Raw genomic sequence first — 25475 nt, forward strand, 5'->3', positions numbered from 1 at the left:
CGGATTCTCCATGAGTGAAAGTATTCTCAGTGCCCAAAGCCTCAGCAAAGTAGTCCCCAGCACCGAAGGTGACCTGACCATCCTGCACGAACTCTCCCTGGAACTAAACAAGGGCGATACGCTGGCCATCGTCGGTGCCTCCGGTTCGGGCAAATCCACCCTGCTCGGCTTGCTGGCCGGGCTGGACCTGCCGAGCGCCGGTTCAGTCATCCTTTCGGGGCGCAACCTCAGCGAACTGGATGAAGACCAGCGCGCCAGAGTGCGGGCTGAGCACGTCGGGTTCGTGTTTCAGTCGTTCCAGCTACTCGACAGTCTGAACGCGCTGGAAAACGTCATGCTGCCGATGGAGCTCGAAGGCCGCAAAGACGCCCGTGAAAAAGCCCGCGACCTGCTGGAACGGGTGGGCCTTGGCCAGCGCCTGACCCATACGCCGCGTCAGTTGTCGGGTGGCGAACAGCAACGGGTCGCCATTGCCCGCGCCTTCGCAGCCGACCCCGACGTGCTGTTCGCCGACGAACCCACCGGCAACCTCGACAGCCACACTGGCGAACGCATCAGCGACCTGCTCTTCGAACTGAACAAGGAGCGCAACACAACGCTGGTGCTGGTCACTCACGATGAGCGTCTGGCGCATCGCTGCCGTCGCCTGATCCGTCTTGAAGGGGGCCGACTGGTCGCCCCGCTGGAGCCTTGATGGCACGTTTGCCTTTTGCCCGCCTGCTGAGCCTCGCTGTCCGCCAACTGATGCGCGATGCCCGCGCCGGAGAATTGCGGGTATTGTTTTTCGCCCTTCTGGTCGCCGTGGCGGCGAGCACCGCCATCGGTTATTTCGGCGCCCGTCTGAACGGCGCGATGCTGCTGCGGGCGACCGAGTTCCTGGGTGCCGATCTGATCCTCGAAGGCTCGAGCCCGGCGCGTGCCGAGCAGGTCGAAGAAGGCAAACGCCTGCAACTCAAGCATGCGCAGATCGTGGTCTTTTCCAGCGTGATCGCGACCGACGCCGGTATCCAGCTGTCGAGCATCAAGGCGGTGGACGACGCTTACCCATTGCGCGGCGAACTGAAAAGCGCCGCAGACCTGTACCAGCCGGAACAGGCTGGCAGCGGTCCGCAACCGGGTGAAGCCTGGGTCGAGGCACGCCTGCTTCCTGCGGTCGACCTGAAGGTCGGAGACGACCTCGATGTCGGCTCCAAAACCTTGAAACTGACCCGCGTACTGACTTACGAGCCAGACCGGGCAGGCAACTTCTACAGCCTGACCCCGCGCGTGATGATCAACCTGCAGGACCTTGCCGCCACCGGCGTGGTACAGCCGGGCAGCCGGGTCACCTATCGGGAGATGTGGAGCGGCCCGCCGGAGGCACTGGCGGCCTATCGCAAAGCCATCGAGCCGGGTCTTGAGCCGCATCAGGAAATCAAGGACGCCCGCGATGGCAGCCAGCAGATTGGCGGCGCACTGGGCAAGGCCGAACGTTATTTGAATATGGCCAGTCTGGTCGCCGTGTTGCTGGCGGGCGTTGCCGTGGCGCTGTCGGCATCCCGATTCGCAGCAAGGCGCTTCGATGCCAGCGCCCTGCTGCGCTGCCTGGGACTGTCGCGCGGTGAGGCGATGACCCTGTTCAGCCTGCAACTGGCGATCATCGGCTTGCTGGCCAGCCTGAGTGGTGCCTTGCTGGGCTGGCTGGCACAGCTCGGGCTGTTCGCACTGCTGCAAAATCTGCTTCCGGCGACCGTTCCGCCAGGCGGCGTACTGCCTGCGCTGGCCGGCATGGGCACCGGGCTGGTAGCGCTGGCCGGTTTCGCCCTGCCGCCGCTGGCTGCACTGGGTCGCGTGCCGCCGCTGCGTGTACTGCGCCGCGACATGTTGCCAATCCCCGCCAGCTCCTGGTTAGTGTATGGCGCAGCGCTGCTCGCGCTGGGCCTGATCATGTGGCGCCTGAGCCTGGACCTGGTCCTGACCTTCGCCCTGCTGGGTGGTGGTATCGTCGCCGCGCTGCTGCTTGGCAGTCTGTTGCTGCTGGCGCTCAACAGCCTGCGCCGCCTGCTGTCCGGAGCCTCGCTGCCCTGGCGACTGGGCCTGGGTCAACTGCTACGTTACCCGCTGGCCGCAGCCGGACAATCACTGGCTTTCGGCCTGATTCTGCTGTCGATGGGCTTGATCGCGCTGCTACGCGGTGAGCTGCTCGACACCTGGCAAAATCAGTTGCCCAAGGATGCACCGAACTATTTCGTGCTCAACGTACTGCCGGCCGATAAAGAAAACTTTGCCCAGACCCTGAGCAAGCTGTCCACTCACGCTGCGCCCCTTTACCCGGTGGTGCCTGGACGCCTGACCAGCATCAACGGTGAACCGGTCAGTAACTTCGTGACCAAGGATTCGCGCGGTGAAAATGCCACGCGTCGCGACCTGAGCCTGACCTGGGCCGCCGAGCTTCCCGAGGGCAATACCCTGACTTCCGGCAACTGGTGGAAAGCGTTGCCTGATTCCGGGCAAAGCGATGCAATGCCCGGTGTCTCGATCGAGGCCAAACTGGCCGACAGCCTGAAAATCAAACTGGGCGACCGCCTGAGCTTCATCGTCGGCGGACTGACCCGCGACGCCGTGGTCACCAGCCTCAGGGACGTGAACTGGGATACCTTCCAGCCCAACTTCTTCATGATTTTCCAGCCCGGTACCCTCGCCGACTTGCCGACCACTTACCTGACCAGCTTTTACCTGCCACCCGGCCAGGACAAGCAGATCGTCGAGCTGTCGCGCGCCTACCCCTCCATCAGCATTCTGGGTGTAGAGGCCCTGCTCGCGCAGGTACGCAGCATCCTCGATCAGGTGACCCTGGCCGTGCAGTTCGTTCTGCTGTTCGTGCTGGCCGCAGGTATCGCGGTGCTGTTTTCCGGATTGCAGGCCACGCTGGACGAACGCATCCGGCAAGGCGCACTGCTGCGCGCACTGGGCGCAGAGCGAGCGCTGCTGATCAAGTCGCGGCGCATCGAATTCGGTTTGCTGGGGGCTGCCAGTGGCGTACTGGCGGCGTTGGGCTGTGAGCTGGTGAGCTTCGTGCTGTACCGCTACGCCTTTTCGCTGGAATGGCAGCCACATCCATGGCTACTACTGCTCCCGGTGATCGGCGCCTTGCTGGTCGGTGGTGCCGGTGTATTCGGCACCCGCCGCGCACTGAACGTCAGCCCGCTGACCGTGCTGCGCGAGGGTTGAGGCTACTCACAAACCTAGTGGGAGCTAGTTGGGTATAGCGATCAGCGCTCCGCGTGAGAATGCAATGCCGGACGCTCTGCGTCCGGCCTCACTTCTCGTAATCAATCGAGTTCACGAACCACAGTTTCTCGCCTTCGGGCGTATTGACCAACACCTCGTCGCCCACTTCCTTTTTCAGCAAGGCGCGAGCCATGGGCGAGTCGATGGAGATGTAGTCGTTGCGCCCATAGATTTCGTCATAACCGACAATGCGGAATTTCTTGAGATCGCCCGCTTCGTTCTCGATCTCGACCCAGGCACCGAAGAACACCCGCCCTTCCTGCTCCGGCGAATACTGCACGACACGCATGTCTTCGAGGCGCTTGCGCAGATAGCGCACGCGTCGGTCGATCTCACGCAGCAGCTTCTTGTTGTACTGGTAATCGGCGTTTTCGCTGCGATCCCCGAGCGATGCCGCCCAGGCGACCTTTTGCGTAATGTCGGGCCGGTGCTCTCGCCACAGGTAGTCGAGTTCTTTCTTCAGGGCTTGATGCCCGTCACGGGTGATGATCTTTGTACTCAAGAAGTTTCTCCGGCCCGGCAAAAATCAGTTCGACAGGCGACAAAGACTCAACGTCGCGCCACCTCATGCTGGATGCAGCCGTCGTAATAGACCTTGGTCACCGCATCAGGCTTGAGCCGCGACTCGCTGTCGTAGGTCTGTTCCGTGATACGCAATGCCATGGGCCGCATCCATTGTTTGGCAAACTTGCGCGCCTGCAGCTTCTGCCGCGCGCCATAGCGAGTAACGCCTGACAACTTGGAGGCCTGCGCACCGCCCGCAATAGCCGAGCCCCAACGACACAGATAACGCTCGTTTTCCGTGGCGTTTCTGGCCTGTACGGAAAACGCCAGCCCGGAAAGCGTCAGGCACGCCAGAGCACAATAGACCAAACGCATGCGAAAACCACCTAATCCTTTGATAAGGCGGCGATTTTGCCTGTCCGTTCACGCGTCGGGGGCCAGCAATATGCCTTCTATGCCCATTAGCTGAATCAGGCGATTCAACCCAGCGTAATCAGACCCTGCCGGGCGATGCGCGTCAGGTCATGAATCACTTGCCCGACATCATCTGCCTGCGGCGATTGCACCACGGCGAGGTCGAATTGATCGTCGGCAAAATGACTCAGCGACTGGTGGGTCTCGGCGAACTGAATCAGAAACGCACAGGAGCCGCCACGCCGACGCGGCCAGCCGTCGAGATAGCGCAACAACGTGGGCTGATGGGAACCGCTGAGAAGGATTTTCGGGTTCTTGCGGGACAAGACCGTGCTGATCGGGGAAAGACGAATGAGGGGGCGCAGGTTGTTCATGATGGTTTCTCTGCCTCGCAAGATCCGCTGGGCAGCGGTGAGAGGCAACACCGAACCAACGTTTTAGCGGTATTTCGACAAGACTTCAGCCTTGCCAGGCGCCCCGCAAGTAGTTGTTAAATCGGCGCTTGAGCACGCATCCTAGAGAAACGTCCCATTCATTGTCAATTGCCATTCATGGCGGGTGCCTGCAAACGCACAAGGCCCGCTACAAGAGCGGGCATTGCACAGCAAGCGTAGCCGGTTATCGGGCGATGATACGGTCCAGCGACAACTTGCCTGCACCTTCGATGAGTACTGCCACGGCACCGCCAAGCAGTGCCAGCGCGTACTCGTAGCCGTTGTTGGCCATGAAGAAGCCGTTGTGGATGTGCACGGTGAAGATCGCCACCAGCAACAGCAGGATCACCACGACCGCAGCGGGACGAGCCAGCAGCCCCAGCAGCAGGCCCAGGCCACCAAAGAATTCGGCGCTGCCCGACATCAGCGCCATCAGGTAACCCGGCGTCAGGCCCAGGCTTTCCATGTACTGCGCAGTGCCTTCGAGGCCATAACCACCGAAGGCGCCGAACAGTTTCTGGCTGCCGTGCGCGATGAACGCGATACCGACGATGACGCGCAGGACAGTCAGGCCGTAACCGGCGCGAGTGGTGAGGACCGACTTGATCAATGTGTTCATGCGAGACTTTCCGTAAGTGATGGGTGATTAACAGCGAGTGGCGCCATGATAATCAAATTCACTCATGTAAAAACCGCAAATAACGGCGTATAAAAATCGAATAAATCGATCTTTAGCGTTTTACCGCTGGTTTGGGACCGCTCTTTTCCAGCGAGTCGCGCTCGCGATCAAAGGCCAGGTAGTACTTGTTCACGCTGTTCACGAACGCCACGACATTGGCACCGCCCTGCTCCATCGCCACGCGCTCGGTCTGGAAGAACCACTGGTTCGGATTCAGCCCGCGACGCCGCGCTTCCTCGCGCATACCCTGCACGCGCTCAGGTCCCAGGTTATAGGCGGCCATCACGAATGCCATGCGCTCGCGTTCGTTGACCCGTTTACTGGAGAAATACTTGCGCTGGATCAGCGCCATGTAGCGCGAACCGGCTCGGATGTTGTCGTCAGCGCTCTGGATGCTCGGCACGCCAACGCTTTTCGCTGCCGAAGGCGTGATCTGCAACAAGCCTGTGGCGCCGCCACTGCCCTTGGCAGACGGGTCGAGTTTGGATTCCTTGAACGCGAGGGCTGCCAGGTCAAGCCAGTCCATGCCCTGCGCATCGGCATGGCGCTGCAGCATCGGACGCAGTTGTTCAAGACGCTGCAGGTTGTTGCGCACTAGCGGGTTGTTGACCTTGTAGGTGTTCTTGTACGCGTTGGCGAACACCTGATCCTGCTGGGCCGACGGCTTATAGTCTTTGAGGAAATCGTCGACACTGGCCCGCAACTGGGTGGCGTTGTCACGTACGAACCAGCTGATATCACCGTGGGTCTGCAAGGTCAGGCCGCGTTCGATGCGCAGTTTGGGCATGATCCTCGCCCAGCGCTCGGCAATCGGCTGCTCGACCAGCGTCATCGGATAGATTCCGGCCTGGACCATTTCCAGCACATCCTCGACGGCCAGACTGGGGTCGACCCATTCGATTTTTGCCAGAGGCAGCTTGCGCAGCTCCAGTTGTCGATTGACCTGATGCAAGGCTTCGTCGGCAGCACTGCCGGTGGGCAGGCTCAGGGTCTTTCCGGACAATTGATCCACACGGCGCACACTGCGCTGACCGCGAACGCCGACCAGCACCAGAGGCACGTCATGCACGATCGGTGCGCTGGCCTGAATGCCCTTGGCGTCGCTGACATCGAGCAGCTCGCCGGGGGCGATCATGTCGCCTTCTCCGCGCTGCAAGGCGGTGAGCAGCTGGTTCTTGGCCTTGGGGATGACCTTGATCGTGATCTTCTGCCCCGCACGGGAGTGGCTGTTAAGGTACTGCTCGAAGGCTTGCAGGCGATGGTATTCGACGCCGATTTCCTGACCCTTGACGTCGCCGGAGCTGTTACGGCTCTGATTGACCAGCACGCGCAGCACCTTGCTGCTGCGAATCGCCGGTAAATCGCGCACCTGCACCGTGTGCTGCACGACCTCGGGACCGGTCTGACGAGCAGAAACCTGCAAGGGCAGCAGCGGTAACAGGCACATCAAAGACACAAGCGCGGATCGGATCATTCACTTCCCCAGGGCAATGCCGGAAAGAAACAGGAAAAAGGAAATCTTGAGGTCACGCAGCAGCATCGAGCAGCGAAGGAAATCGTTGAACCCTCAGGTTCAATCGCTTGAATACCCAGCGTTTTCTTGTTGTGGCCAGAGCTCTGGTATGCTCGGCAGCCTTCAGCTGGAGGTAGCACCATGCAACTCATCGACATCGGCGTCAATCTGACCAACGCAAGCTTCGCCTCGCAGCGACAGGCGGTACTCGACCGCGCCTACGCCGCAGGCGTCGAACAACTGGTGGTGACCGGCACCAGTGTCGAGGGCAGCGAACACGCCTTGCAGCTGTGTCACGAGCTGGATGAAAGCGCGCAACGCCTGTTCTGCACGGCGGGAATCCACCCGCATTCAGCGAGCGATTGGACCGGCGACACCGAGAAACAGTTGCATGCCCTGCTCAGGGAAAATCGCGTTCGCGCCGTGGGTGAATGCGGCCTGGATTACAATCGCGATTTCTCGCCTCGCCCCCAACAGGAAAAGGTCCTCGAGGCGCACCTGGCCATGGCTGTGGAACTGCAATTACCGGTGTTCCTCCACGAACGCGACGCCAACCAGCGGTTGCTGGAGATTCTGCGCGACTACCGCGACCGCCTGCCCGCGGCAGTCGTGCACTGTTTCACCGGTGAGCGCGCCGCGCTGTTCAGTTACCTGGACCTTGATCTGCATATCGGCATCACCGGCTGGATCTGCGACGAACGACGCGGCACCCACCTGCATGCGCTGGTGGGCAACATCCCTCGCGGCCGGCTGATGCTGGAAAGCGATGCGCCCTACCTGCTGCCACGCAGCCTGCGCCCCAAACCGAAAAACGGTCGCAACGAACCGGCATACCTGCCGGAAGTATTGCGCGAAGTGGCCTTGCACCGGGGCGAAACGCAGGAAGACCTCGCACGCCACAGCACTGATTGCGCGCGGCAGTTTTTTGCCTTGCCGGTGCTGAAGGACACCTCAGAGGATGAAAATCTGCAGCTTTGTTGACCCGCATCAAGGCTCTCTTCGTTGGCTGAGGCACAGTGATGGCATCTTGCTGCTATCTCAACCGATTACCGAAGAAGACCACTCATGGGCTCATGGCTTGGCAACCTGTCACTGAAATATAAGTTCTGGGCCGTCAACGCGGTCGCTTTCGTCACCACCCTGTTGCTGGTGCTGTACGCCATGCAAACTGAACAACACGCGCGCACGGATGCGTCGCGTCAGGCAGCACAAGCGCAGGCGCGCCTGCTCGCCGCCTGGCCCGTCGACGCAGCCCTGCCCTCTAGCAATACATTGCTGACGTACCGTCAGGGTCAGACACCGGTTGTCGATGGCCTTGCGCTGCCGGAACTGGCTGACGCCCGCGACTGGGTGACGCTGGACAAGCCCGCTGGCGATCAATGGCTGAGCGGTGCGCAGATCATCACCCGAGGCGCCGAGCAACGGATTGCGCTACTGGCATTCACCCCGACCTTCATGCAAATCCTGCTGGATCGCTTCACGCACTACGCGATGGCGGTTTTTGTGCTGATGTTATTGATGCTCTGTGCCTCGCAGCTGCTGATCCGCTTCCTGCTCAGCCAGCTCAACGCACTCAAAGACGTGATGCTGCACGTCGAAAAAAGCGGCGACCTGGCGGCCCGTGTTCCCAACCGCAGTGACGATGAGGTCGGGCAGATGGCCAAGGCCTTCAACGCCATGCAGGCCGGTTATCAGCGAGTGGTCAACACTGTTTCGCAAACCGCTGGCCGCCTCGATCAGGGCGCAGCGCATCTGGCGGCGGGCATGAAGGAGGTGCGCCAAGGCATGCTCGGTCAGCAAAGCGAAACCGATCAGGTGGCCACGGCCATCAACGAAATGACTGCCACGGTCCATCACATTGCCCAGCACGCTACAGCCACCCGCGATCAATCGCAGACGGCAGACGCACTGGCGGGCAGCGGCAAAGTAGTGGTCGACCGTGTGCAGGTGTCCATCGCGGGGCTTTCCAGCGGCGTGCAGCAAACGGCGGAAATGATCCAGCGCATGGCCGAAGACAGCCAGAAGATCAACGGCGTGGTCAACGTGATCCACAGCATCGCCGAGCAGACCAACCTGCTCGCCCTCAACGCAGCCATCGAGGCCGCACGCGCCGGGGAAATGGGTCGGGGTTTTGCCGTGGTCGCCGATGAGGTACGCAATCTGGCGAAGCGGGTGCAGACCTCCACCGATGAAATCACCACGATGGTCTCGACCCTGCAAAGCGGCACCCGCGATGCCGTGGATTTCATGCAGGAAAGCTCGCACAAGGCTGACGAATGCGTGCAGCAGGCGCGGGAAGCCGGTGATGCGCTGGCGGCGATTGCCGGTGCCGTGGCACAGATGCGCGAAAGCAATACGCAGATCGCCGTGGCGGCCCAGCAGCAAAGCCAGGTCGCCGAGGAGATGAACCGTGCGGTGGTGAGTATCCGCGATGTCACCGAACGCACGGTGATCCAGACGGTTGACTCGGCCAGCACCAGTGACGAGCTGGCTACGCTGGCAGGCGAACTGAATGCCGCCATTGGCCAGCTCAAGCTGTAACAGGCTATCGCCGCGATAGACAGGCTTGACTCGTCAGCCCTCTGCGCGCGGGCCTATCCTTCAGGCATTGAACGACGCTTTACGCGTTGCCTGAAGAGGACCGCATCATGAACAAGCCACTTTCCGATCTGCAATTGAATCCATGGCGTGACAGCAACGACAGTCAGGAGCACTCGACCAGTCTGGCCCTGTACCTGATAGCCGTACCGCTATTCATTCTGGCGGCCCTGCTGATCCTCAACGGCCTGTTTTCCGAAAGCCTTTCATCGGTTGCAATCGGTGTGATTGGCTTGGTGGCGGCGCTGGGTTTTCAGCGCCAGAACGCCGCACGGGCCGCTCGCAAACCTTGATCCGGTTGCCGGTCAGCCAAACACGGTGACCGTCTGGCGACTGATTGCGATCAGCTCGCCGTCGGGGCTCCACAATGCCGCGGCGGTATGACCGTAGCCATCGCGGGCATGCTCGATGACTGCGCGATAGCTGCACCACTGCAGGGTATCGAGCGATGGCTGCGGCTGGACGAACTCAATGGTCCAGGTCAGTGAACTGCCGGGGGCCGGCTTGTCCAGATGCGGCAATATGGCAGGCGGCCAGGTGTCCACCAGCGCCAGAATGTGCGCTTCGCTCATGGCCATGGCGTGCGGCTCACCGCGAAAGCGCACATAGCCGCCTATCGCCGGCGATGGGGTATTGCTGAACGGCATGCCGCCCAACGCCCAGCGGATATCCATGAAACGCAGGTAGTCAGGCATTACGCCGCTAGCGAACGGCAACTCCGGGCATTGTTCAACCGGTTTGAGGACCGGCGCGGCCTCCGCGGAAAAGGTGATCATTGATTCCCGAGGGGCACCGAAGCTGCCTTGTATCAGGGTCATTACCTGACCGTTCTGCATGGCGCGTCCCAGCACCTGACTGACTGCCTTGCCATGACGCAGGATGTCGACCTCGAAAGCAATCGGCACCCCGGGCGCGGCCGGCCCGACAAAGGTGATCGCCAGCGAACGAACCGGCCGCCCTTCCGGCACCTCTGCACGCATCGCTTCATAGGTCAGCGCAGCCATGAGTCCGCCAAAGCAGGCACGCCCCTGCGACCACTCGGCAGGGATCGTGACGGAGCGCGGATCACGATGCAGCGCATCGATCAGTTCAGAAAAGGTCATGCTCACTCCACACGTCAACACACAAGTGAATGGATGATAACCATCCGCTTAGTCAACGACACGCCGCATAATGGCCATTTTTGCGGCCTGAATGACTTGATCCACAACAAATGACTGGATCAGAAGCAGGCCTTGGCCAGGCGTTTGAGCGAGGCTTCGGCCTTGCGTTCGGCGCGTACTATGCCGATTTGCCAGCCCGGCACACAGGGAGCCAGATCAGGTTGTTCGGCAGCCTGCTCCAGCCATTGCAGATGATCATGCCAGTCGCCCAGTTCGCCTTGTGCGGACTTGAGCCGGGCCTGCATGTTTTTCGGCTGATGACTGAGTAGCGGATAGGCTTCGGCAGCGTATCGCACGCGCTTGATCAGCAAGCGCAGGTCATGCCGATCGTGCCCCGGCTCGGCGATGGCCACACGCAGCTTGTGCCATTGCTTGTCCATGCGTTTTTCAATGGTCTTGCGCAGGCCCCGCAACATGCCTTGACGCTGTTGCAGGCGCAGCAATTCCGGGAACCGGTCAATCAGCTTGAGCAGACGGGTCAACTCGGGCGAGCTGGCGACCTTTGGGCAGGCGCTTTCCAGGTAGCGGTTGCGTGTGAATGAGGCCTCGTTCAAACCCTGCTCTTCAAGAAACCCGGCGAGCACCTGCATATCACGCAGCGGCGTGGTCAGTTGGCCGACCGCCTTGGCCGCGTCTTCCAGCTCTGCCGCACTCGGGTTTTCCCTCAGGGGCCGCAGTACGCTGCGCAGACGGCGCACCGTGGTACGTAAATCGTGCAGCGCTTCGCTGTCAGTCGAAACGGCAAGACGTGCCTGACACGCGAGCAATTTGACATGCAGCGCCAGCACTTCGGCGACCAGATGATCCACCATTGAAGACATGCAATTCCCCTTCGACAAACTGATTCATGAATGCCTGTCCCTGACGGCTGACAACCTCCATGGCAAACCCCGGCGCAACGTGCTCAGTGCCTGCCTCAAGCGGCTTGCCGAAGCCAGCCGCCCAGCGTAGCGCTGCGCTTGAAATTCGCGGATGAAACCTTCAATGGCCTCGGCATGCTGCGGAAAGTAGAGCACCGCCCTGCGGCAGAATGCGTCAGCGCCTTCACCCGGCATACGACGCAGACCATGGCGGGCGAGCAAGCGTTCAAATGCGTTGAACACGCGCAGTTGCGAGTCGCTTTCGCGTTGCCAGGGTTTGAACAGCCATAATGCCACCAGGCCCAGTGAAAACAGGCTTCCCAGGACAAAAACCGGCGCCTGGAAGCCTGAAAACCAGCGACCGAGAATTTGTAACTGCTGTTGTCCCTGATAGCCCAGCACCCAACGCTGCCAGCCGTAATTGAGGTTATCCCAACTGAGGCGCAGGGCGTTGACCCAAGGCACGTTGCGGTAGCGCAACGCTGAATAGGGCGAGTCCTGCAGAAACGCTTCGTCCGCCGCCAGCGCCTGCTCCAGGCCTTGCTCGATACGTTGCGGCGCCACCGCTGCAGTCGGGTCGACGCGGCGCCAGCCCAAGCCCGGCTGCCAGTATTCCACCCAGGCATGCGCGTCGAACTGGCGAACCGTCAGGTACTGCCCATCGGGGTTCAGTTCGCCACCCTGATACCCGGCCACCACCCGCGCCGGAATGCCCGCCGCGCGCAGGACAAAGGTCATGGCACCGGCATAGTGGGCGCAAAACCCCTGACGACTGGCAAACAGGAATTCATCGATGCTGTCATTGCCCAGTGGCACCGGCTTGAGGGTGTAGTGAAACGGCTGATCGCTGAAGTAACTGAGCATCGCCGCGACCATGGCGTCCGCAGTAGTGTAGCGGCGGCGCAGTTCATCGGCCCATTGCCGCGCCTGATCATTGCCCTTGGCAGGTAATTGCAAGTCCTGACGCTGGATCTGTTCGCTGAACAGCGGATCCCGTACGCTTTGCGGCCATGAGTTGACGGCGTACAGCAGCGACTGCTCGACGGGGCGTCTGCGCTGCAGGCGGAAGTCGCTCATCTGCCGCACATCCGGCAACGTGGTTTCTGCCACGTCGAGGCTCGGCAGCCAGGGCCGGCCGCTGGCTTCCATGACAACGCTGTAGGCCAGCGGCTCACCGCGTTTCTCCCACTGCGCAATCTGTACGGTCTGGGCACGTGCCGACTGCGACCAGCGACGTCCATCGAACTGCTCAAGGGTCAGACCACGCCAGTACAGCTGGTTGCGCGCCGGGATAGGCACTTCGAAACTGGCGCGGAACACCAGCGCAGGCGATTTGCTCAGCTCGGCCATGTCGCCGGGTGCCATATTGTCCGACAGACCGGTGACGCCTTTGTTGCTCGGCTGCGGCAGCGACCAGAGTGGGTCCAGACGCGGAAAGAACAGAAACAGCAGGAGCATCAACGGCAGTGCCTGCGCCATCAGCTTGAACGCCAGCTTGAGCGTATCGACCGACCTGCCGGCCAGGTCCGTGTGTTGCAGGCCGATCAACGCAGCCAGCAGCGCGCTGACCGGCAGCAGACTGAAGAGCGCCCACAGCAGGTTGTCTTCGAACAGATAGCCGACCGCCACACAGAAGAAACCAAGAAAAATCAGCACACGCGCGTCACGGCGATTGTTCATTTCCAGCATTTTCAGAACGAATGCCGCCACCAGTAACGCAGCCCCGGCGTCCAGCCCGACCAGGCTGCCGCGCGCCAGATACACGCCACCTGCGGTGCCCACCAGCAGCCCGGACTTGACCCAGGTGCCAGGCAATCGCACGCGCATGCGGAACGCTTGAACGCGCCACACCGTGCAGCCCAGCCAGAGGATCATGATCGACACCGGGACATGCAGCGCGAACGGCAACACCACCAGTGCCTGCGCCACCAGCAGCCAGGTCAGGCTGACACGCGGAATGGGCGCGGCGGGAACTGCCTGGACCTTGTCGTTCATGATCGATGGCCGTACAGCGCAAGGGCGCGCAGGCAGACTTCGCGGTGTGCGTCACCGCTGTCCACTGCCGACAAAAAGCCCGGTAACCGCAGGGCAAACGGCTGCTGCCGTTGCGACAGCTCCAGCACCCAGTAACACAGGCGCGACAGGCGCTCCTCGATATCCCCGCCCAGCGCCATGAAGTCCAGGCACAGGTCATGGCCACTGAGGTCGGTAAAATCCTTGATCAGCAGTCCCTGCCCGCGGGAATACGCTTTCCAGTGCAGACGACTGCGGTTGTCACCCGGCTGGTAGCTGCGCAGGCCCTGATAATCATCGACACCGGCCCCTTGGGTGGCATGACCATCGTCCTCGGCATGCGGCTGCACGCCTTTGAGCAGCGGCATGGTCCCGGACAAGGGTCGAGGGTAGATCAAGGCGCTCTGCTCCAGATCGAGCCAGCTCCAGGCGCAAAAGATACCCAGCGGAAACACACTCTCGATCCTCAGCCTTGGCGCACGCAGCCAACCGCGCTTTTCGGCGGGCAGGGTCAGCTCCAGGTCGGTCAGCCCACGGGGCAGCACATCGCCTGACTGCAACGCTGTCGCGCTCCAGCCCAAGCCCAATGCGTGGTGAGCCTGCCCGGCACTTTCCAGGCGCAGGCGCAATTGCACCGGCTCGCCGACGAATACCGAACGCGCCACGCCCGCACTCAGAACCAGACCGCTGACGTTGCGGTAGGTGTGCAGGATGGCCAGCACGCCTATCGACAGCAACAGAAAGGTCAACCCGTAGGCCAGGCTGTTCTGGTAATTGATCGCCACCAGCAGCATGAGCACCAGCACTAACGCGTAAATCATGCCGGTGCGTGTCGGCATAATGAAAATGCGTCGGTGGTCGAGAGTAATGCGTGACGCTGGAGGAATTCGCCTCGACAGCCAGCGTTGCCAGAGCGGTTTGAGCGGTTCGATCAAAGCACGGGCACCTCGCGCAACAGCCATTGCACCAGCGCACCGCCGCCATGCCCGGTCGGATCGCTGCGTTCACGCAAGCGGTGGCCGATCACCGACGGCAGCACCGCCTGCACGTCCTCGGGAATCACGTAATCACGCCCCAGCAACATCGCCCAGGCCCGTGCCGCAGCCAGAACCGCCAGGCTCGCCCTGGGTGATAGCCCGTAGGCGAACTGCGGCTGACTGCGTGTCGCCTCGACCAGTCGCAGGACATAATCAACCAGCGCATCACTGGCGCGCACCTGCCGCGCCTGCGCCTGGAGCTGACCAAGCTGGGCGTGATCCAGAATCGGTTGCAGACGCGGCAACAGCTCGCGGCGCGACTCACCCAGCAGCAGGGCTTTCTCTGCGGCTCTGGCCGGGTAGCCCATGGAAATACGCATCATGAACCTGTCCAGTTGCGACTCGGGCAAGGCAAAAGTGCCGCCGGAACTGAACGGGTTCTGAGTCGCGATCACAAAGAATGGATCGGGCAACAGACGCGTCGCGCCTTCAATGGACACTTGCCCTTCTTCCATGGCTTCCAGCAACGCGCTCTGGCTCTTGGGTGTGGCGCGGTTGATCTCGTCGGCGAGCACCAGCTCGGCGAAAATCGGCCCAGGATGAAAGGTGAACTGCCCACTGTCCCGATCAAATACCGAAGTCCCCAAGATGTCACCTGGCAACAAGTCAGAAGTGAACTGAATACGCTGATAACTCAGACCGAGAATTTTCGCCAGCGCATGACTGAGAGTGGTCTTGCCCATCCCCGGCAAGTCCTCGATCAGCAAATGCCCGCCGCCGACCAGACACGTCATCGCCAACCGTACCTGCGCCTCCTTGCCCAGCACCACCTCATTGATCGCGCTCAGGCACGCATCGAGTTTTCTACCCATCGAAAGCCCCTTCCGGCAACTGCTTCATGACTGTGGGACTGCAAGCGATGCCAGTGTCCGAACACTTTAAATTGAGCGTAGGCCGTTTCGCCAGAGTTGGTTAGGCCTACCGTCTCGCCAAACTGAAGATTTGTAACGCAGAGCGTCACGAACGGCATGCCGACGCGGAGCATCGGCACGATAGTCACAGGTCGGCTGTGTTTCGAGCCATGCGAATGCCATGCGGCACTGATGACCTGGTGGGAGCGAGCTTGCTCGCGAAGACGGTGTTTCAGTCGATGCATTTTCGGCGCTTGTGCAAACTCTTTCGCGAGCAAGCTCGCTCCCACAGGTACGGGGTGTTTTCGGGCGATGTAAAACACTCACACAGGGCCGGGGTGTTTTCGGGCCATGTGAAACACTCACACAGGGCCGGGGTGTTCTCGGGCCATGTGAAACACTCACACAGGTCCGGGGTGTTTTTAAGCCATGTGGATTACTCATACAGGTCGACGGTGTTTCGAGCCGTGCGAATGCCCTGCGGCACTGATGACCTTGTGGGAGCGAGCTTGCTCGCGAAGACGGTGTTTCAGTCGATGCATTTTCGGCGCTTGTGCAAACTCTTTCGCGAGCAAGCTCGCTCCCACAGGTACGGGGTGTTTTCGGGCCATGTGAAACACTCACACAGGTCCGGGGTGTTTTCAAGCCATGTGGATTACTCACACAGGTCGACGGTGTTTCGAGCCGTGCGAATGCCCTGCGGCACTGATGACCTCGTGGGAGCGAGCTTGCTCGCGAAGACGGTGTTTCAGTCGATGCATTTTCGGCGCTTGTGCAAACTCTTTCGCGAGCAAGCTCGCTCCCACAGGTACGGGGTGTTTTCGGGCCATGTGAAACACTCACACAGGGCCGGGGTGTTTTCGAGCTATGTGGATTACTCACACAGGTCGGCTGTGTCTCGAGCCATGCGAATGCCATGCGGCACTGATGACCTGGTGGGAGCGAGCTTGCTCGCGAAGACGGTGTTTCAGTCGATGCATTTTCGGCGCTTGTGCAAACTCTTTCGCGAGCAAGCTCGCTCCCACAGGTACGGGGTGTTTTCGGGCCATGTGAAACACTCACACAGGGCCGGGGTGTTTTCAAGCCATGTGGATTACTCACACAGGTCGACGGTGTTTCGAGCCGTGCGAATGCCCTCCGGCACTGATGACCTGGTGGGAGCGAGCTTGCTCGCGAAGACGGTGTTTCAGTCGATGCATTTTCGGCGTTTGTGCGAACTCTTTCGCGAGCAAGTTGGCTCCCACGGCCTTCGGCCAGAATCAAGAGCAGACCTGTGTATCGTCAGGTGTCAACGGCCAGCGCGGGACTCGCGGATGTAGAAGCGGGCTTTCTCGGACTTCTCGGTGCAGCCTTCAAACGCCTCGAACTGCTGCTGAGTCTTGGCACCCGTCAACAACGACAAGGCCTTGGAGTAACTGACCGTTCCGGCGAAACCTTCAGCCTTGGCCAGATCCAGCTCATGCCAGGCAGCGTCGAGCTGAGTGGCGCAGCTGTCGCGATATCCGGTCTTGCCAGCACAACCCGCAAGAACCAAAACAAGCAATGGCAGACAGATAAGGGCTTTCATGCGGGTGTTACCTCAAAAGAGAACAGGGAGTGTGCGGCTTTGACGGTGGGCGGCAGTAAAAGTGCCGCAGCACGGGGCTATGCTCGCTTTTTTCATCTAGTGATCAGCCAGCAGACGATACCCTATTCCAGGCTCGGTGAGGATGAACCGCGGAGCGGTCGGATCATCTGCCAGCTTCTGCCGCAAATGCCCCACCACGATACGCAGATAGTGACTGTCTTCGGTGTGCGTAGGCCCCCAGATATCCTTGAGCAATTGCTGCTGGGTAATGACCCGTCCGGGGTGCCGCGCCAACTGTGCCAGCACCGCGTATTCCTTGCGGGTCAGCGCCACTTCCTGACCGTCGAGCAGCACACGCCGATAGGCGAGGTCGACGGTTAGCGGCCCGAACTCAAGCGCAGAATCGGGCTTTTCACTGCCCGACGCCTGCCTGAGCAGCGCCCTGATTCGAGCCAGAAACTCTTGAATGCCAAACGGTTTGGTCACGTAGTCGTTGGCGCCGGCGTCCAGCGCCTGAACTTTCTGTGCCTCGCTGGCGCGCACCGAAAGCACCAGCACCGGCACGGCCGACCACTCGCGAAACTCGCTCAGCACCTGCTGACCGTCCATGTCCGGTAACCCAAGGTCGAGCACCAGCAAATCCGGTTTGTTCAACGCCGCCTGAGTCAGACCCTCGGCGCCCGTGGCGGCTTCCAGCACCTTGTAGCCCTGCGACACCAGACTGATGCGCAGGAACTTGCGAATCTGCGGCTCGTCGTCGATGACCAGAATGGTAGTCGCCTGGCTCAAGCGGACTCCTCCAGTTCCACATCCGGCTGCGCCTGCAGCGGCAGAAACAGAGTGATGCGTGTACCCAGCCCGTCGATGCCCTCCTCGACCGTTAGCCGCCCACCGTGCGCGCCGATCATACCCTGACAGATCGCCAGCCCCAGCCCCGTGCCCTGCCCGCCGCGATCGCCGCGGGCGGCGGTGTAGAACATGTCGAAAATCTTCGCTCGTTCGTCCTCGGGAATACCGGGGCCTTCGTCACTGACCGAGAAAAACAGTTCACTGTCGACCACACCGGCCGCTACCTGCAAGCGTCCATCGACCGGCGAAAAGCGCGCAGCGTTCTCAAGAACATTGACCAGCGCCTGCTCGATCAGCGCCGCGTGCACGTAAAGCAGCGGCAGCTCGCCGGTCACCTGGGTGCTGACCTGCAATGGCGCCAGTACGGCACGCAGCCGATTGAGCGCGCTGCCGACGATATCGGCGGGCGACACCCAGTCGCGGGCCAGCTTCAGCGCACCGTGCCCCAGACGCGTCATGTCCAGCAGGTTCTGGATATAGCGGTCCAGGCGCTCGGCTTCATCGCGGGTGCCTTCCAGCAGCTCGCGGCGATCCTCCAGTGGAATGGCTTCACCCAAGGCCAGCAGGCTGTCGATGCTGCCGCGCATCGAGGTCAGCGGGGTACGCAAGTCGTGGGATACCGAAGCCAGCAAGGCGCTGCGCAATTGCTCGGTTTCGCCGTGTAGACGCGCGGCTTCAAGCTCCTGGGCCAATTGCGCGCGGGCCAGCGCCTGCGCCAGTGGCTGGGTGAGCGCCGCCAGCAGACGTCGATGCTGCGCAGTGAACGACTGGCCGTCCCGCGCGCATACCCCAAGTAAAGCCAACGGCCCTTCTTCTGCGGTGATCGGCCACCACCACCAGCGTCCGGACGGCAAGGTGCCAGTGCCACTGCCCGCGGGTTGATCGTGCTTCCAGGCCCAGTCGGCAGCGGCACGCTCGGCTTCCGAGAAGGTCAGCGGCCCGCCGGTTTCGACCACCCAGCCGCCCTCTCCGTCGCGGTCGACCAGACACAGGTGCAGTTCCTTCCAGCCGGAGAAATGCTGTTCTGCTGCGCTGAACACCGCTTTACCGTCAGTGGCGGCAGTCATCTTGCCCGACAGGTCGAGCAGCTCACTGGTCTGCTCCTGGGTATCGCGCAACGCCTGCAACTGCCTGCGCTGACGTGCTGCGAGCTTGCCGGTCAGGGCCGACATCAGCAGGAAGAACAACAGCGTCAGCACGTCTTCTTCGCGCTGGATGTTCAGGGAAAAGCTCGGCGGAATGAACAGAAAGTCATACGCCAGGAACGATAACCCGGCACAGGCCAGCGCCGGGCCCATGCTGCTGCGCACGGCGACCAGCAATACCGCAGCGAGAAAGATCAGGGAAATGTTCGGCAGTGCCAGCACGCCTGCAACGCCCCAGGCCACCAGACTGGCGATCAACGTGGCGACGAAAGCCAGGCCGTAATCGAACCACACCACTTCACGAGCCGGGCGCGCACGCGGCGGCTGATCGGGCAGTTCCTCGCTGTCGTCGAGCACCGAGATTTCCAGACCGTGCCCTTCTCGCAACAAGCGCGCCGCAACGCCGCCGCCGAAGACTTTACGCCGCCAGTGCCGACGCGACTGGCCGACCAGCACCACGCTGGCACGCCGTTCGATGGCATGCTGCACCAGCGTTCGGGCAACCTCCCCGGCGCGCAGCGAAACCGCTTCGCCGCCGAGCCGCTCGGCCAGTTGTTGAGCGCTTTGCAGACGCGCGCGGGACTGCTCGTCGAGGGTTTGGCCATCGTCCACATGCACGGCGCTCCAAGGCAGATGGCGACGCTGGGCAACCCGACTGGCGTGACGCACCAGACGCTCGGCATGGATATCACCGTCGATGCCCACCAGCATCCGCCCGCGAACCGCCGGGGCCGACTGGCCCAACTGCCGGTAGCCCTGCGCCAGATCGTTATCGACCTGCGCCGCCGCCGTCTGCATGGCCATTTCGCGCAGCGCGGTGAGGTTGGTCTGGGTGAAAAAGGCGTCGATGGCCGCGCGTGCCTGTTCCGGCACGTAGACCTTGCCGTCGCGCAGGCGCTCCAGCAGTTCACGGGGCGGCAGGTCGATCAGCACCAGATCAAAGGCTTCCTGCAACACCCAGTCCGGCAGCGTTTCACGCACCTGCACGCCGGTGATGCCGCGCACCTGGTCATTCAGGCTTTCCAGATGCTGGACGTTGACGGTGGTATACACATCAATGCCGGCGGCGAGCAGTTCCTGAATATCCTGCCAGCGTTTGGCGTGTCGACTGCCGGGTGCATTGGTGTGCGCCAGTTCGTCGACCAGTACCAGGCTCGGCGCAGCCTTGAGCAGCGCGTCGAGGTCCATTTCTTCGAGGGTCATGCCGCGATAATCAGTGCGCAGCAAGGGCTGTTGCGGCAGGCCGTTGAGCAGTGCCTCGGTTTCTGCGCGGCCGTGGGTTTCGACCACGCCCGCCAGCACCTTCACCCCTTGGCGCAGCTGCGCGTGAGCCGCCTGGAGCATGGCGTAGGTCTTGCCGACCCCCGGCGCGGCCCCGAGAAAAACCTTCAGCCGCCCTCGCCCCTCGCGGGGCAGCTGGGCCAGCAGTGCGTCAGCTCGACCGGAATCACTCACGTTGGTTACCACCCTCTTTCTGATCAGCTACAGCTTAGTGAATCTACTGCGGACACGGCGCACTTTGTTACAGCTGCGCGTTGCGCGGTGCAGACGGTAACTGATTCAGGCTCATATTCAAGGCCAATACGTTGACCACGGGTGGGCCGATCAGCGGACGCTGAGTATTGGCGTCGATCAGCGCCTGCACTTTGTCCAGCGGCAATTGGCGCGCCGCTGCAACACGCCCGGCCTGCCAGGCCACCGCTTCAGGCGAGAGGTGCGGGTCAAGTCCGCTGCCGGAGGTGGTCAGCAAGGCCATTGGTATCGGTTCCTGCGAGACGTTGGCCAGTTTCGCGGCGTCCTCTTTCACGCGTGTCGCCAGCGCCGGGTTGCTCGGCGCGAAGTTACTCGCGCCGCTGGCCACGGTCGCGAATGCGCCAGCCGATGGACGCGACTGGAACCACTCATCGCCGGTGAACGACTGGGCGATCAGCGCCGAGCCACGCACCTTGCCCGACGCGTCATACACCAGACTGCCATTGGCCTGCTCCGGAAACGCCACTTGCGCAACCCCGGTGACCACCAGTGGATAGGCCACGCCGGTGATCAGGCTCATCAACACGATCAGGCTCAAGGCCGGACGCAATACATTGGACATCTGCACATCCTCAATCAGGTGAGGCTGCACGCCGACCGGCGTGCAGCACGGGCTTCAAACAAGGCCGAGTGCGACCAGCAGCATGTCGATCAGCTTAATGCCGATAAACGGCACGACGATGCCGCCCAGGCCGTAGATCAGCAGGTTGCGACGCAGCAGGTGAGCCGCGCTGGCCGCCTGCACACGCACGCCACGCAGGGCCAGCGGGATCAGTACGACGATGATCAGCGCGTTGAAGACGATGGCCGAGACAATCGCGCTCTGCGGGCTGGCCAGCTTCATGACGTTGAGCACACCCAGTTGCGGGTAGATCGAGGCAAACAGCGCGGGCAGCACGGCGAAGTACTTGGCCACGTCGTTGGCAATCGAAAAGGTGGTCAGCGCACCGCGGGTAACCAGCAACTCCTTGCCGATCTGCACCACGTCCAGCAACTTGGTCGGGTCGCTGTCGAGGTCAACCATGTTGGCCGCTTCGCGTGCGGCCTGGGTGCCGTCGTTCATCGCCATGCCGACGTCGGCCTGGGCCAGTGCAGGTGCATCGTTGGCGCCGTCGCCACACATCGCCACCAAACGACCTTCGCCCTGCTCTTGGCGAATTCGCTCCAGTTTCTTCTCCGGCGTCGCTTCAGCCAGCACGTCGTCGACACCGGCCTCGGCAGCAATCGCTGCGGCAGTCAGCGGGTTGTCGCCGGTGACCATCACGGTCCGGATACCCAGTTTGCGCAGTTCTTCGAAGCGTTCGCGAATGCCTGGCTTGACCACGTCCTTGAGATGGATCGCGCCCAACAACCGACCGTTGGCGCAGACCAGCAGCGGTGTGCCGCCGGTCTTGGCGATCTTTTCGACCTCGCGGGCCAGTACAGGCGGCAGCTCGCTGCGCTGCATGTCGATAAAGGCCAGCAGCGAATCCACCGCGCCCTTGCGGTACACGTGGCCCTGGTAATCAACGCCGGACAGACGTGTGTCAGCGCTGAACGGCACAGCCGTCACCGAGCTCAGGGTCGGCTCGTTCATCGGGTGCAGGTTGCGCAGAAACTCGACGATGGATTTGCCTTCTGCCGTGTCGTCGGCCAGCGAGGCCAGCAAAGCACCCTCGCCCAGTTCCTTCGGGGTCACGCCCGGAGCAGCGTAGACGGCGGCGCAGCGACGGTTGCCGAAGGTGATGGTGCCGGTCTTGTCCAGCAGCAGCACATGCACATCGCCTGCGGCTTCCACGGCGCGACCGGACTTGGCGATCACATTGAGGCGCACCAGGCGGTCCATACCGGCAATGCCGATGGCCGACAGCAGGCCGCCAATGGTGGTGGGGATCAGCGTGACCAGCAACGCCACCAGAAACACCAGCGGTAGGCTGCCACCGGCAAAGTGGGCGAACGGCTGCAAGGTGATGACCACCAGCAGGAAGATCAGGGTCAGGCCGATCAGCAGGATATCCAGCGCGACTTCATTGGGGGTCTTCTGCCGTTTGGCACCTTCGACCAGCGCGATCATGCGGTCCAGCGTCGATTCACCGGGGTTGGCGCTGATGCGTATCAGCAGCCAGTCGGAGACCAGCCGGGTGTTGCCGGTCACGGCCGAGCGATCGCCACCGGACTCGCGAATCACTGGCGCGGATTCGCCGGTAATCGCAGCCTCGTTGACCGCAGCGATGCCTTCGATGACTTCGCCATCACCGGGAATCATTTCGCCGATCTCGACGCGCACCACATCACCCTTGCGCAACTCGCTGGCATTGATGATGCGCAGGCTGCCGTTGTCGTCCCTGATACGTGCCTTGAGCCCTTCGCTGCCCGCCTTGAGACTGTCGGCGCGGGCCTTGCCGCGGCCTTCGGCCAGCGCTTCGGCGAAGTTGGCGAACAGCACGGTGAACCACAACCACAGGGCGATCTGCACGCAGACCGAAGTCGGCACCTGCGGGTTGGGGATCACGCACAGCACGGTGGTCAGAATGGCGGTCAGTTCCACCACCAGCATGACCGGCGAACGCTTGAGCTGACGCGGGTCGAGCTTGACGAACGCCTGCACCAGCGCCGGACGCCACAGGGCGGCGATGCCGGTTTTTGCCGATTCGGTGGCCTGCGATTCAGTAGATTTCGCAGCAGCATTTTTTGCAGGATTAATAGGTAAGTTCATGATCGGTTCCTCAGAAACCCAGGCTCAGGTGTTCGGCAATCGGCCCCAGTGCCAGGGTCGGCAGGAAGGTCAAGCCACCCACCAGCAGAATCGTGACGGTCAGCAGGGTGACGAACAGCAGGCCGTGGGTCGGGAAGCTGTTCTGGCCCTGCGGCGCGGCCTTCTTCATGGCCAGGCTACCGGCCAGGGCCAGCACCGGCAGGATGTAACCGAAGCGGCCGATGAAAATCGCCAGGCTGAGCATCAGGTTGTGGAACACGGTGTTGGCACTGAAGCCGCCGAACGCCGAGCCGTTGTTGGCCGTCGCCGAGGTGTAGGCGTACAGCAACTGACTGAAGCCGTGCGGGCCAGGGTTGCTGACGGCACCGGCCGGGCCTGGCAGGCTCGCGGCAATCGCGCCCAGCACCAGTACGCCGACCGGCATCACCAGCAGGGTCGCGACCAGCAGCCGGACTTCCTGCGCTTGCAGCTTCTTGCCCAGGTATTCCGGGGTACGGCCAATCATCAGGCCTGCAAGGAAAACGGCAATCAGTACGTTGAGCAGCATGCCGTTGAGGCCGACACCGACGCCGCCGAAGATCACTTCGCCGACCATCATGTTGACCAGCGCGACCATGCCGGTCAGCGGGTTGAGGCTGTCGTGCATGCCGTTGACCGAGCCGTTGGAGGCCGCAGTGGTAGCGACTGACCACAGCACCGTGCCGGTGGTGCCGAAGCGGGTTTCCTTGCCTTCGAGCGGTGCGGTCTGCTCGACACCGGCGATGTTCAGCGCCGGGTTGGGCTGGTACTCGGCCCACAGCGAGACCGCACCGCCGATCAACAGCAGCGCCAGCATGCAGCCGAGGATTGCGCGGCTCTGGCGCATGTCCTTGACGTAGTGGCCGAAAGTGAACACCAGTGCAGCCGGGATCAACAGGATCGATACCAGCTCGAACAGGTTGCTCCAGGCCGTGGGGTTCTCGAACGGATGCGCCGAGTTGACGCCGAAGAAGCCGCCGCCATTGGTGCCCAGTTGCTTGATGGCGATCTGACTGGCCGCAGGGCCCATGGGCAGGCTTTGGTCAGCGCCTTGCAGGGTCAGTGCGTCGATGTAGTGGCCAAAGTTCTGTGGCACGCCCTGCCAGACCAGAAACACCGCCAGCACGATACTGATCGGCAACAGCCCGTAGAGCGTGGCGCGGGTCATGTCGGCCCAGAAGTTACCCAGGCTCTGCGATGAACGACGACTGATGCCGCGACACAGCGCGACCAGCACTGCCAGGCCGGTCGCCGCGCTGACGAAGTTCTGCACGGTCAGGCCGACCATCTGGCTCAGGTAGCTGAGCGACGCTTCGCCGCTGTAGGCCTGCCAGTTGGTGTTGGCGACAAAACTCATGGTGGTGTTGAAGGCCAGCGACCACTCCATGCCCGGCAATTGCTGCGGGTTGAGCGGCAGCATGCCTTGCAGCATGAGGATGGCGAACAACACGACAAAGCCCGCCAGGTTGAACGCCAGCAAGGCCCAGGCGTATTGCTTCCAGGACTGTTCGGTTTTCGGGTCGACGCCGGAAATCCGGTAGCAGGCCCGCTCGACCGGCCCCAGCACCGGGCTCAGCCATGTGCGCTCGCCTTCCATGACCCGGTAATAGAAACGTCCCAGCCACGGCGCAGGGGCCAGCAGCAGGACCAGAAAGGCCAGGATCAACAGATAATCGTAACTGTGCATGATCACTCCTGACTCTGGTCGGCGCGCAACAGCGCCACCAGCAGATAGATGAACAGCCCGACTCCCATCAACAGAGAGATACCATCCATAACGCTCATTGAAATTTCCCCCATCAGGCACCACCGGTACGGCGAAGGCCGCGTGGGGTGATTGTCCACAGGCAGGGTGTAAAGGCGCGAGATCGACAGGCTGGCCGGGGCGTAAAGAAGCTGTAAAAAAGCGCTACAGCCTTGACGGCGCAAGGCCTTCACGGTCCTGCGGCGCTGTCATTTATGTCAGGTTCGCGTTAGGGGATGCAGGGGTATCGTGGTGCGGCGATCTTCAGGGAAAGGACTTCACCATGCTTCGCGACAATGGAAAACCACCCGGCACCACGCCGCCCTCCCCAGCCCCCCCCGCCACCGTCCAGCTGACTGTCAAGGAACGACAAGTCCTGGAATGGGTGGCGATCGGCAAATCCGCCTGGGAAATATCCCGCATACAAGGGTGCTCGGAAGCGACCGTGCACTTTCATACCAGCAATATCCGCCGTAAGTTCGGGGTGACGTCATTGAAGGCGGCATTGGTGATGGCGATCAGGCAGGGGGTTATTTTGGTGGAGTGATTAAAATCAAGACCGGGCGACGATAAGATAACTAGATCGTT

Annotated in this window: 23 protein-coding genes; 6 read left to right on the forward strand and 17 right to left on the reverse strand. The window is 61.9% G+C overall.

Annotated features, from left to right (window positions below):
• Nucleotides 1-10 precede the first annotated feature (10 nt).
• Nucleotides 11-694, forward strand: a complete 684-nt coding sequence (locus JOE34_RS21345) for an ABC transporter ATP-binding protein (protein ID WP_003406778.1) — start codon at nucleotides 11-13, stop codon at nucleotides 692-694.
• A complete protein-coding gene (locus tag JOE34_RS21350; RefSeq protein WP_046266369.1) occupies nucleotides 694-3210 on the forward strand; it encodes an ABC transporter permease in 2517 nt (838 codons plus the stop codon). The genes JOE34_RS21345 and JOE34_RS21350 overlap by 1 nt, the downstream gene beginning before the upstream one ends.
• Before the next feature lie 88 nt (nucleotides 3211-3298).
• On the opposite strand, the gene greB is transcribed toward JOE34_RS21350, so the two are convergent.
• The 5 genes from greB to JOE34_RS21375 all read right to left on the reverse strand — a co-directional run bounded on the left by greB (nucleotide 3299) and on the right by JOE34_RS21375 (nucleotide 6775).
• Nucleotides 3299-3772, reverse strand: a complete 474-nt coding sequence (gene greB, locus JOE34_RS21355; RefSeq protein WP_004410438.1) for a transcription elongation factor GreB — start codon at nucleotides 3770-3772, stop codon at nucleotides 3299-3301.
• 47 nt (nucleotides 3773-3819) lie between these two features.
• Entirely contained in the window at nucleotides 3820-4149 is a 330-nt protein-coding gene (locus JOE34_RS21360) for a hypothetical protein (protein WP_003316621.1), read from the reverse strand.
• Nucleotides 4150-4253: 104 nt separating this feature from the next.
• Nucleotides 4254-4562: a hypothetical protein gene (locus tag JOE34_RS21365; protein ID WP_003316620.1), complete on the reverse strand. Its 309-nt coding sequence runs from the start codon at nucleotides 4560-4562 to the stop codon at nucleotides 4254-4256.
• Between the two features lie 244 nt (nucleotides 4563-4806).
• Nucleotides 4807-5241 carry a DoxX family protein gene (locus JOE34_RS21370; RefSeq protein ID WP_003316619.1) on the reverse strand — a complete coding sequence of 145 codons (435 nt, stop codon included), beginning with the start codon at nucleotides 5239-5241 and terminating at the stop codon, nucleotides 4807-4809.
• A 112-nt stretch (nucleotides 5242-5353) separates the two neighbouring features.
• Nucleotides 5354-6775, reverse strand: coding sequence for a transglycosylase SLT domain-containing protein (locus tag JOE34_RS21375; RefSeq protein WP_003392892.1), 1422 nt, complete (start codon nucleotides 6773-6775; stop codon nucleotides 5354-5356).
• A gap of 180 nt (nucleotides 6776-6955) precedes the next feature.
• On the opposite strand from JOE34_RS21375, the gene JOE34_RS21380 reads away from it, so the two are divergent.
• From JOE34_RS21380 to JOE34_RS21390, 3 genes are all read left to right on the forward strand, one after another.
• Nucleotides 6956-7795, forward strand: coding sequence for a TatD family hydrolase (locus tag JOE34_RS21380; RefSeq protein WP_003423655.1), 840 nt, complete (start codon nucleotides 6956-6958; stop codon nucleotides 7793-7795).
• Nucleotides 7796-7879: 84 nt separating this feature from the next.
• Nucleotides 7880-9355, forward strand: a complete 1476-nt coding sequence (locus JOE34_RS21385) for a methyl-accepting chemotaxis protein (protein WP_209996625.1) — start codon at nucleotides 7880-7882, stop codon at nucleotides 9353-9355.
• A 107-nt stretch (nucleotides 9356-9462) separates the two neighbouring features.
• Nucleotides 9463-9705, forward strand: coding sequence for a hypothetical protein (locus JOE34_RS21390; protein ID WP_010409510.1), 243 nt, complete (start codon nucleotides 9463-9465; stop codon nucleotides 9703-9705).
• 12 nt (nucleotides 9706-9717) lie between these two features.
• On the opposite strand, the gene JOE34_RS21395 is transcribed toward JOE34_RS21390, so the two are convergent.
• The 12 genes from JOE34_RS21395 to kdpF form a co-directional block, all read right to left on the reverse strand.
• On the reverse strand, nucleotides 9718-10515 hold the full coding sequence (locus tag JOE34_RS21395; RefSeq protein WP_096115892.1) for a thioesterase family protein: 798 nt from the start codon (nucleotides 10513-10515) through the stop codon (nucleotides 9718-9720).
• Nucleotides 10516-10634: 119 nt separating this feature from the next.
• The gene (locus JOE34_RS21400; protein ID WP_209996628.1) at nucleotides 10635-11396 is read right to left on the reverse strand and encodes a CHAD domain-containing protein; all 762 of its coding nucleotides are present in this window, start codon (nucleotides 11394-11396) and stop codon (nucleotides 10635-10637) included.
• Nucleotides 11397-11420: 24 nt separating this feature from the next.
• Nucleotides 11421-13430, reverse strand: a complete 2010-nt coding sequence (locus JOE34_RS21405; RefSeq protein WP_209996629.1) for a DUF3488 and transglutaminase-like domain-containing protein — start codon at nucleotides 13428-13430, stop codon at nucleotides 11421-11423.
• Nucleotides 13427-14410: a DUF58 domain-containing protein gene (locus tag JOE34_RS21410; RefSeq protein WP_025168229.1), complete on the reverse strand. Its 984-nt coding sequence runs from the start codon at nucleotides 14408-14410 to the stop codon at nucleotides 13427-13429. Before JOE34_RS21410 ends, JOE34_RS21405 begins: the two co-directional genes overlap by 4 nt.
• The gene (locus JOE34_RS21415) at nucleotides 14380-15297 is read right to left on the reverse strand and encodes an AAA family ATPase (RefSeq protein WP_046237764.1); all 918 of its coding nucleotides are present in this window, start codon (nucleotides 15295-15297) and stop codon (nucleotides 14380-14382) included. Before JOE34_RS21415 ends, JOE34_RS21410 begins: the two co-directional genes overlap by 31 nt.
• Before the next feature lie 1327 nt (nucleotides 15298-16624).
• Nucleotides 16625-16903 carry a lipoprotein gene (locus tag JOE34_RS21420; protein ID WP_003316607.1) on the reverse strand — a complete coding sequence of 93 codons (279 nt, stop codon included), beginning with the start codon at nucleotides 16901-16903 and terminating at the stop codon, nucleotides 16625-16627.
• A 96-nt stretch (nucleotides 16904-16999) separates the two neighbouring features.
• On the reverse strand, nucleotides 17000-17692 hold the full coding sequence (locus JOE34_RS21425) for a response regulator (RefSeq protein ID WP_003394668.1): 693 nt from the start codon (nucleotides 17690-17692) through the stop codon (nucleotides 17000-17002).
• A complete protein-coding gene (locus JOE34_RS21430; RefSeq protein ID WP_209996631.1) occupies nucleotides 17689-20352 on the reverse strand; it encodes a sensor histidine kinase KdpD in 2664 nt (887 codons plus the stop codon). Before JOE34_RS21430 ends, JOE34_RS21425 begins: the two co-directional genes overlap by 4 nt.
• 67 nt (nucleotides 20353-20419) lie before the next feature.
• Nucleotides 20420-20992: a potassium-transporting ATPase subunit KdpC gene (gene kdpC, locus JOE34_RS21435; RefSeq protein ID WP_003394661.1), complete on the reverse strand. Its 573-nt coding sequence runs from the start codon at nucleotides 20990-20992 to the stop codon at nucleotides 20420-20422.
• Nucleotides 20993-21046: 54 nt separating this feature from the next.
• Nucleotides 21047-23125, reverse strand: coding sequence for a potassium-transporting ATPase subunit KdpB (kdpB, locus tag JOE34_RS21440; protein ID WP_003423634.1), 2079 nt, complete (start codon nucleotides 23123-23125; stop codon nucleotides 21047-21049).
• 10 nt (nucleotides 23126-23135) lie between these two features.
• Nucleotides 23136-24830, reverse strand: coding sequence for a potassium-transporting ATPase subunit KdpA (gene kdpA, locus JOE34_RS21445; protein ID WP_024665644.1), 1695 nt, complete (start codon nucleotides 24828-24830; stop codon nucleotides 23136-23138).
• Nucleotides 24831-24832: 2 nt separating this feature from the next.
• Complete coding sequence (gene kdpF, locus JOE34_RS21450) at nucleotides 24833-24928, reverse strand: K(+)-transporting ATPase subunit F (protein ID WP_003406089.1); 96 nt, start codon at nucleotides 24926-24928, stop codon at nucleotides 24833-24835.
• 242 nt (nucleotides 24929-25170) lie between these two features.
• Between kdpF and JOE34_RS21455 the strand changes: the two genes are divergently transcribed.
• On the forward strand, nucleotides 25171-25434 hold the full coding sequence (locus tag JOE34_RS21455) for a helix-turn-helix domain-containing protein (RefSeq protein WP_003316599.1): 264 nt from the start codon (nucleotides 25171-25173) through the stop codon (nucleotides 25432-25434).
• Nucleotides 25435-25475 lie beyond the last annotated feature (41 nt).

It is taken from the genome of Pseudomonas sp. PvP028 (genome assembly GCF_017832255.1).
GTDB lineage: Bacteria > Pseudomonadota > Gammaproteobacteria > Pseudomonadales > Pseudomonadaceae > Aquipseudomonas > Aquipseudomonas syringae.

What these genes read in the sequence shown, in the direction of transcription:
- JOE34_RS21345 (WP_003406778.1), top strand. Translation starts at nt 11, where the DNA reads ATGAGTGAAAGTATTCTCAGTGCCCAAAGCCTCAGCAAAGTAGTCCCC.
- JOE34_RS21350 (WP_046266369.1), top strand. Translation starts at nt 694, where the DNA reads ATGGCACGTTTGCCTTTTGCCCGCCTGCTGAGCCTCGCTGTCCGCCAA.
- JOE34_RS21360 (WP_003316621.1), bottom strand. Translation starts at nt 4,149, where the DNA reads ATGCGTTTGGTCTATTGTGCTCTGGCGTGCCTGACGCTTTCCGGGCTG.
- JOE34_RS21365 (WP_003316620.1), bottom strand. Translation starts at nt 4,562, where the DNA reads ATGAACAACCTGCGCCCCCTCATTCGTCTTTCCCCGATCAGCACGGTC.
- JOE34_RS21370 (WP_003316619.1), bottom strand. Translation starts at nt 5,241, where the DNA reads ATGAACACATTGATCAAGTCGGTCCTCACCACTCGCGCCGGTTACGGC.
- JOE34_RS21375 (WP_003392892.1), bottom strand. Translation starts at nt 6,775, where the DNA reads ATGATCCGATCCGCGCTTGTGTCTTTGATGTGCCTGTTACCGCTGCTG.
- JOE34_RS21380 (WP_003423655.1), top strand. Translation starts at nt 6,956, where the DNA reads ATGCAACTCATCGACATCGGCGTCAATCTGACCAACGCAAGCTTCGCC.
- JOE34_RS21385 (WP_209996625.1), top strand. Translation starts at nt 7,880, where the DNA reads ATGGGCTCATGGCTTGGCAACCTGTCACTGAAATATAAGTTCTGGGCC.
- JOE34_RS21390 (WP_010409510.1), top strand. Translation starts at nt 9,463, where the DNA reads ATGAACAAGCCACTTTCCGATCTGCAATTGAATCCATGGCGTGACAGC.
- JOE34_RS21395 (WP_096115892.1), bottom strand. Translation starts at nt 10,515, where the DNA reads ATGACCTTTTCTGAACTGATCGATGCGCTGCATCGTGATCCGCGCTCC.
- JOE34_RS21400 (WP_209996628.1), bottom strand. Translation starts at nt 11,396, where the DNA reads ATGTCTTCAATGGTGGATCATCTGGTCGCCGAAGTGCTGGCGCTGCAT.
- JOE34_RS21405 (WP_209996629.1), bottom strand. Translation starts at nt 13,430, where the DNA reads ATGAACGACAAGGTCCAGGCAGTTCCCGCCGCGCCCATTCCGCGTGTC.
- JOE34_RS21410 (WP_025168229.1), bottom strand. Translation starts at nt 14,410, where the DNA reads ATGGCTGTTGCGCGAGGTGCCCGTGCTTTGATCGAACCGCTCAAACCG.
- JOE34_RS21415 (WP_046237764.1), bottom strand. Translation starts at nt 15,297, where the DNA reads ATGGGTAGAAAACTCGATGCGTGCCTGAGCGCGATCAATGAGGTGGTG.
- JOE34_RS21420 (WP_003316607.1), bottom strand. Translation starts at nt 16,903, where the DNA reads ATGAAAGCCCTTATCTGTCTGCCATTGCTTGTTTTGGTTCTTGCGGGT.
- kdpC (WP_003394661.1), bottom strand. Translation starts at nt 20,992, where the DNA reads ATGTCCAATGTATTGCGTCCGGCCTTGAGCCTGATCGTGTTGATGAGC.
- kdpB (WP_003423634.1), bottom strand. Translation starts at nt 23,125, where the DNA reads ATGAACTTACCTATTAATCCTGCAAAAAATGCTGCTGCGAAATCTACT.
- kdpA (WP_024665644.1), bottom strand. Translation starts at nt 24,830, where the DNA reads ATGCACAGTTACGATTATCTGTTGATCCTGGCCTTTCTGGTCCTGCTG.
- kdpF (WP_003406089.1), bottom strand. Translation starts at nt 24,928, where the DNA reads ATGAGCGTTATGGATGGTATCTCTCTGTTGATGGGAGTCGGGCTGTTC.
- JOE34_RS21455 (WP_003316599.1), top strand. Translation starts at nt 25,171, where the DNA reads ATGCTTCGCGACAATGGAAAACCACCCGGCACCACGCCGCCCTCCCCA.